Annotated in this window: 6 protein-coding genes and 1 pseudogene; 5 read left to right on the top strand and 2 right to left on the bottom strand. The window is 43.8% G+C overall.

Annotated elements, in window-relative coordinates; all coding sequences use genetic code 11:
* Window positions 1-41: 41 nt before the first annotated feature.
* Together DW096_RS19745 and DW096_RS17110 are read left to right on the top strand one after the other, a co-directional pair.
* A pseudogene (locus DW096_RS19745) lies at window positions 42-371 on the top strand (Crp/Fnr family transcriptional regulator); the annotation flags it as partial.
* Between the two features lie 143 nt (window positions 372-514).
* Window positions 515-790, top strand: coding sequence for a hypothetical protein (locus DW096_RS17110; protein ID WP_005833197.1), 276 nt, complete (start codon window positions 515-517; stop codon window positions 788-790).
* A 12-nt stretch (window positions 791-802) separates the two neighbouring features.
* On the opposite strand, the gene DW096_RS17105 is transcribed toward DW096_RS17110, so the two are convergent.
* A complete protein-coding gene (locus tag DW096_RS17105) occupies window positions 803-1,756 on the bottom strand; it encodes a transporter (protein ID WP_035449132.1) in 954 nt (317 codons plus the stop codon).
* A gap of 200 nt (window positions 1,757-1,956) precedes the next feature.
* Between DW096_RS17105 and DW096_RS17100 the strand changes: the two genes are divergently transcribed.
* The 3 genes from DW096_RS17100 (at window position 1,957) to dnaA (ending at window position 5,836) form a co-directional block, all read left to right on the top strand.
* Entirely contained in the window at window positions 1,957-3,192 is a 1,236-nt protein-coding gene (locus DW096_RS17100; RefSeq protein WP_005827280.1) for an N-acetylmuramoyl-L-alanine amidase, read from the top strand.
* Between the two features lie 13 nt (window positions 3,193-3,205).
* Entirely contained in the window at window positions 3,206-4,099 is an 894-nt protein-coding gene (locus tag DW096_RS17095; protein ID WP_005827282.1) for an MlaD family protein, read from the top strand.
* Window positions 4,100-4,450: 351 nt separating this feature from the next.
* Window positions 4,451-5,836, top strand: a complete 1,386-nt coding sequence (dnaA, locus tag DW096_RS17090; protein ID WP_005827286.1) for a chromosomal replication initiator protein DnaA — start codon at window positions 4,451-4,453, stop codon at window positions 5,834-5,836.
* A gap of 85 nt (window positions 5,837-5,921) precedes the next feature.
* On the opposite strand, the gene DW096_RS17085 is transcribed toward dnaA, so the two are convergent.
* Window positions 5,922-6,656 carry an NADPH-dependent oxidoreductase gene (locus DW096_RS17085; protein WP_044468986.1) on the bottom strand — a complete coding sequence of 245 codons (735 nt, stop codon included), beginning with the start codon at window positions 6,654-6,656 and terminating at the stop codon, window positions 5,922-5,924.
* Window positions 6,657-6,793: the final 137 nt, after the last annotated feature.

Genomic DNA, 6,793 nt, shown 5'->3' with positions numbered 1-6,793 from the left:
ATTTCAAAGAACGACTATGATTTTTTAGTGGACACTAATGATACGACATAAAATCTGAATTGAATATACAAGCAATAACCCCATGTAGAATCTACATCTGTTCTTCCGAATTACTTCTACAAGAATTTGAAGAGAACAAAGAAAATCAACGAATAGCCCGCATTGCAGCCGAACAATTATTTTTTCAGTCGTATTCACGTTACTTGGATTTGTTCAGATTTACATCGGAAGAACGCTATCTCCAACTTCTTAAAAAATGTCCAGAAATCCTACAAATGGTACCCCTAAAAGAAATTGCGTCTTACTTGAAAATAACCTCTATTCACATGAGCCGCATCAGACACAAACAGAGTTTTGACAGCAAAGAATAAACATAGGTTTAGAAATTCAATCATTTAACAATATTCCAAGACAATATTGATTCTGTCAGGAAGTTCTCTTTTATTTTTGCCCTATCCTTTGGCTGATTCAGCGAAAGGCAGGAATGAAAGGAGTTAAACATAGAGTCCTATATATGAGAACAAGAAAAGTATTTAGAATGCCACTTGATAAAATTCTTTGTTTATCAGCCAATGCTATATTAACCATTATTGCACTATGGAGTATTGCATCAGTCTTTTTCGAAAACGCCACAATTGATTCTATAATAGCCCGTTTCAGCGTGGCTTCTGCCTGCATGGCCAACCTATTTTCAAAACATCGCCTTATCCGGATAATATTCCTCATTATGGCATTTGTACTGATAATTGTTGCAACCGCCCTCTATGTCCATAAAGCAAATAAGATGTAAAATACTCAGCAGTTATTCCGTCTCATTTTTCCTTTTCTTCCACAGCTGATAACTATTGATTATATTCTGCCACAGCACATACGATCCCGGACCGACGGAAGATAACGGATTAAGATAAGTATATGCCATCCAGATGGCAAGCACCGTATTCTTTTGCCCCAGCGCCTGCCCTCCACTGATGCGCTCACCATAATGACCGCCGATTCTCTTTCCCAAATAGAATTGTATACAGCAGGTTATCAGTCCCGCCAGGGCTATCAGCAGTTCAACAAATACCGGTGCATCACTATTGACCAATGAACGTACCGTCTGCCCTGAGACAATGGCAAGAGCTACCGCCCACAAATAGAAGGCTGCATCATGGAAACCCAACAGAAAATGATGCACCTTCGGCACAAACGCACGCAGAAACCATGCCAGCAAGAAAGGACAAAGCAGCAATGGAAAGACTTTACTCAGAATTTTCAGGAATGCAACAAAAAAAGTAATGTCAGCATGAGGCTCCACCAACGGGAAAACCAAAGGAACAGCCACAGCTGCCAGAAGATTGGACAACAACGTATAGGTCGTCAGGCTGGATGCGCTTCCACCCAGTTTACCGGTAATGACAGCCGCAGCGGTTGCAGTGGGACAAATGAGGCAGACCATTGCACCTTCAAACACTTCCCGGTAGACCTCCTCCATAGGGCAACACACCAACAATACCGCAACAATCAAGCAAGAAACCGTCTGGAACAGCAGTAACCATCCATGCCACGATTTGGGTTTCAGTTCATGCACCTCCACCTTGCAGAAAGTGAGCAGAAGTTGGGAAAAAATCAAAAGCGGAGTCAGGAAAGCCACTAACCCATTCACATAAGGTTTGGCAGGCGCCACAAAAGGAATGTCTGCAAAAAAGAAATATCCCAAAGTACCGGCAAGCATTGCCAAAGGCAACGTCCAGTTCTTTATAAAACGAACCAGCATACTTGATTTGCTATTTTAATTATCTGCCGCAAAGTTACGCATATTATCAATACATTGAGCCACTAATTACTCAAACACAGACATTAATTACACTAAAAATGAGAAGAAGAACAATAAAACTGAACATAATCCATTAGTTTTCTATAAATTTCCACTACATTTGCCAAGCGAAAAGGAAGCATTGTCTTTGCTACAATTATATGAAACTATACAGACGATACATATTATATATAAGTATATGCTTAGGGCTGCTTATCTCCCCCTTTTGCAGTGGCAGCGCTGAAGCGAAAGACTTTGTTGTCGTTATAGACCCCGGACACGGTGGACACGACCCGGGTGCAGTGGGAAAAATTTCCAAAGAGAAGAATATCAACCTGAATGTAGCACTCAAACTTGGCAAACAAATCAAGAAGAACTGCCCTGATGTAAAAGTTATCTATACGCGGGACCGGGACATATTCATCCCCCTGGACCGGCGCGCTGAAATTGCCAATAACGCCAAAGCTGATTTGTTCATCTCCATACATACCAATGCCCTGGCCAAAAACCGGACGGCCAAAGGAGCCTCCACCTGGACACTGGGTCTGGCAAAATCGGATGCCAATCTGGAAGTAGCCAAGCGCGAAAATGCCGTTATCCTCTACGAAAGCGACTACAAGACGCGGTATGCCGGCTTCAATCCCAACTCGGCAGAGTCCTACATCATCTTCGAATTCATGCAAGACAAATACATGTCACAGAGTGTGCACCTCGCCTCCCTCGTACAAAAGCATTTCCGCCAAACCTGCAAACGTACAGATCGGGGCGTGCACCAGGCAGGTTTTCTGGTATTGAAGGCCAGTGCCATGCCAAGCATACTGGTGGAACTCGGATTCATCTCCACACCGGAAGAGGAACGGTACCTGAACACTGAAGCAGGAACCACCTCACTTGCCAACGGTATCTTCCGCGCTTTCCTCACCTATAAGCGCGAGCAGGAAATCCGGTTGAACGGAAGCAGCAATACCATTCTTCCGGAGGATGTACCCGAGCCCGTTCAAGAAGAAGGCAACGCAGCTACAGCGACACCGGAAAAGAAAAATGCACCTCAAGCGGAGAGTAACCAAGCTGCCCAACGCCCGCAAAGGTCAGAAAATGCAGCCGTTTCCCAAACAGAACAGAGCGGCATCGTGTTTAAGATACAGATACTCACTTCTTCACGTCCTCTGGCCAAGAATGACAAAAGACTGAAAGGACTGAAAGACGTGGATTATTATAAAGAAGGCGGAATCTACAAATATACGTACGGCGCATCACCCGATTACAACAAGGTGCTGCGCAGCAAACGTAGCATTACGGACAAATTCAAGGACGCATTCATCATTGCGTTCAAGAATGGAGAAAAGATAAACGTCAACACAGCCATCAGCGAATTTAAAAAGAACAGAAATAAATAACAAAAGATACATCATGAAGTATATTACAAAAGAAGTTAGAATAGGAATAGCAGGCATAGCTGCACTTTGCATATTGGTATACGGCATCAACTACCTGAAAGGGATAAATATGTTCAAGCCCTCCAGCTATTTCTACGTGAAATTCCAGAATGTCAATGGGCTGACAAAATCCAGCCCGGTCTTTGCCGACGGCTTCCGCGTGGGTATTGTCCGCGACTTGTACTACGACTATACCCAACCGGGCAAAGTCGTTGCCGAAATAGATGTTGACCCAGAGCTGCGCATTCCCAAAGGAAGTACGGCAGAACTGGCAGCCGAAATGCTTGGCGGCGTAAAGATGAACCTGCTGCTTGCCAATAACCCACGGGAGAAATACCAGATTGGAGACACAATCCCCGGCGTGCTGAACAACGGAATGATGGAAAAAGTTGCCACCATGATGCCGCAAGTAGAGAAGATGCTGCCCAAGCTGGATTCCATCCTCGCATCCTTAAATGTCATACTAGCCGACCCCGCCATCCCTGCAACCTTGCATAACGTACAAGATTTAACAGCAAGTATGGCCGTCACAAGCCGCCAGTTGCAAACTCTAATGAAGGATGATATTCCACAACTGACCGGCAAGCTCAATACCATTGGAGACAACTTTGCACTCATTTCCAACAACTTAAAGGAGATAGATTATGCTGCCGCCATGCAAAAGGTAGACGCAACTTTGAACAATGTAAAAATGATTACAGACAAATTGAACCAGAAAGACAATACCGTCGGACTTTTGCTAAACGACCCTTCTCTATATAATAATCTGAACGCCACCACTGCCAACGCAGCAAGTTTATTGGAAGACTTGAAATCGCATCCGAAACGATACGTCCATTTCTCCCTATTCGGCAAGAAAGATAAGTAAAAGATGGACGTTATATAGATTTTGTCTAAATAATAAGTCTATAAAGGAATTAAAAGGAAAGCCCTCATTTGCTCTATACAAGGAGCGAAAAAGGGCTTTTTCCTGCTCTGGGCACAGAAAGAAAACAAGAGACGCAAAGCTACATAAACCACTATATGACAAAGTATTAGATAAATGCAACACACCTTATATAAGGAGTATACTCATAGTAACCGATAAGTAGCTGAAAGTAAAGAGCTTATTACTTTCCCTAAAAACGCAAGAAAAAAAGGATTTGTTTTTCTCGAATAAGATTGCCAATTTTGCAATCGTAGAAGTTATGCTTAATTAATAAATGTATTTATAGCCGTTATGAGTGAAATAGATCATGTCGGGCTGTGGAACCGCTGTCTTGAAATCATCAGAGACAATGTTCCGGAGCAGACATACAAAACATGGTTTCTTCCCATCATACCTTTAAAATATGAAGACAAAACGCTGGTCGTACAAGTGCCCAGCCAGTTCTTCTATGAGTTTTTGGAGGACAAATTTGTTGATTTGTTGCGCAAGACTCTCTATAAGGTCATTGGTGAGGGAACTAAATTGATGTATAACGTAATGGTGGACAAGAGCTCGCGGAAAACCGTCGACCTGGAGTCTACACAGCGTACCATCATACCGCAAAAACAAGTGATGGACAAAAGGATTCCGCAGATTCCCGTCCCCGAACTTGACCCGCACCTTAATCCAGAATACAACTTTGAAACCTTCATCGAAGGTTACAGCAACAAGCTGTCGCGCAGCGTTGCAGAAGCTGTCGCTCTCAATCCGGCTAAAACAATCTTCAATCCGCTGTTCCTATACGGAGCATCAGGTGTAGGCAAAACCCATCTTGCCAATGCTATCGGAACCAAAATCAAGGAACTATACCCGGAGAAAAGGGTATTGTATGTATCTGCACACCTATTCCAAGTGCAATACACCGATTCCGTACGTAACAATACGACTAACGACTTCATCAACTTCTACCAGACCATTGATATTCTAATCATTGATGATATTCAGGAATTTGCCGGCGTGACCAAAACGCAGAATACATTCTTCCATATCTTCAACCATCTGCATCAGAACGGCAAGCAGCTCATCCTCACTTCCGACCGTGCACCGGTATTGCTGCAGGGCATGGAAGAGCGTCTGATTACACGTTTTAAATGGGGAATGGTGGCTGAGCTGGAGAAACCTACCGTAGAACTCCGCAAGAACATTCTGCGCAACAAGATACACCGTGACGGCCTGCAGTTCCCCCAGGAAGTGATTGACTATATTGCAGAGAACGTGGGCGACAGTGTACGTGACCTGGAGGGCATCGTCATTTCCATTATGGCGCATTCCACCATATACAATAAAGAAATAGACCTGGAACTGACGCAACGTATCGTCCGCAAGGTAGTGAACAGCGAAAGCAAGGCAGTGACTGTCGATGAAATCATCAACACCGTATGCAAGCACTTCGGATTGGAAACTGCCACCATCCACACAAAATCCAGAAAGCGGGAAGTGGTGCAAGCACGACAAATAGCCATGTATTTAGCCAAAAACCATACAGACTTCTCTACTGCAAAAATCGGTGCGCTAATTGGACATAAAGACCATGCCACCGTATTGCATGCATGTAAAACCATCAAAGAACTGAAAGAGGTGGACAAATCATTCCGTGCGGAAATCGACGAGATTCAAGCCGCACTGAAAAAAGGATAAGAATAAAGGATAAGGGATTAAATGCAGCTAAGTATGCATTAGCTTAACCCCTTATCCCTTATCCCTTATCCCTAATCCTTAATTTTCAAAATCCCTGCTTTTTCATTATCTTCCAAAGATTCTCCGACATTGCCTCACTGTCTTTCTTCGTATAACGCACATCTGTAAAGACCTGCGCCAGCGTTTCCTTATTGTTCTCCAAGATGAACTGCTTGTTCTCAGGAAGCGATTCTTTATAGGCATACAACCGGTCAATGTCCTGAGGAGTATAATCATGATAAACCTCTTCGTGTACAATGGCCTCCAGCGGCAAACGGTCCACTTGTTCCGGCTGTTCGGCAGGCCATCCCACTGTGACTGTCGTGATGGGAAACACCAATTCCGGTAACTCCAACGCTTCGACAATCATCTGAGGGTTGTAAGTGGTAGTTCCCAGATAGCAAATGCCCAACCCCTTCTCCTCGGCAGCCACACAAAAAGTCTGTGCCACCAGCAAGGTATCGACAGCCCCCGTCACAAACCACTCAAAGTTGTTGTATCCCGGCTCAGCCTTACGTTGCTCACACCACTTGCTGAAGCGGCGCAAATCTATGCAGAAAGTAAGCACTACCGGCGCCGTCCGAACCATCGGCTGATTGAAATGTGCAGGCGCCAGTTTGGCTTTACGCTCTGCATCACGCGTCACAATCACACTATAAACCTGCATGTTCCCGACTGTAGAAGCCCGGAAAGAGGTTTCAAGCAAATCATTTAACAAATCAGCAGAAATATCCTTCTGCTGGTATTTTCGGATTGTTCTCCTTTGTTTCAAGCTTTCCATTCTTTCTTTTTTTGCAAAGATAATGTAATCCACGAACAATTCATTCAAGAGTTCACACTTTTTTTATCATCATATATCCGGAATAAAATACATCTTTTCAACAAGAAATGAACAATTATTATCTCTACGAGCAGATA

It is taken from the genome of Bacteroides sp. AM07-18 (assembly GCF_003602695.1).
GTDB lineage: Bacteria > Bacteroidota > Bacteroidia > Bacteroidales > Bacteroidaceae > Bacteroides > Bacteroides uniformis.
The sequence above is the reverse complement of the archived record's forward strand: the minus strand, read 5'-3'. Positions and strand labels throughout refer to the sequence as shown.

Coding starts and splice junctions, on each gene's coding strand:
- DW096_RS17110 (WP_005833197.1), top strand. CDS start 515: ATGAGAACAAGAAAAGTATTTAGAATGCCACTTGATAAAATTCTTTGT.
- DW096_RS17105 (WP_035449132.1), bottom strand. CDS start 1,756: ATGCTGGTTCGTTTTATAAAGAACTGGACGTTGCCTTTGGCAATGCTT.
- DW096_RS17100 (WP_005827280.1), top strand. CDS start 1,957: ATGAAACTATACAGACGATACATATTATATATAAGTATATGCTTAGGG.
- DW096_RS17095 (WP_005827282.1), top strand. CDS start 3,206: ATGAAGTATATTACAAAAGAAGTTAGAATAGGAATAGCAGGCATAGCT.
- dnaA (WP_005827286.1), top strand. CDS start 4,451: ATGAGTGAAATAGATCATGTCGGGCTGTGGAACCGCTGTCTTGAAATC.
- DW096_RS17085 (WP_044468986.1), bottom strand. CDS start 6,656: ATGGAAAGCTTGAAACAAAGGAGAACAATCCGAAAATACCAGCAGAAG.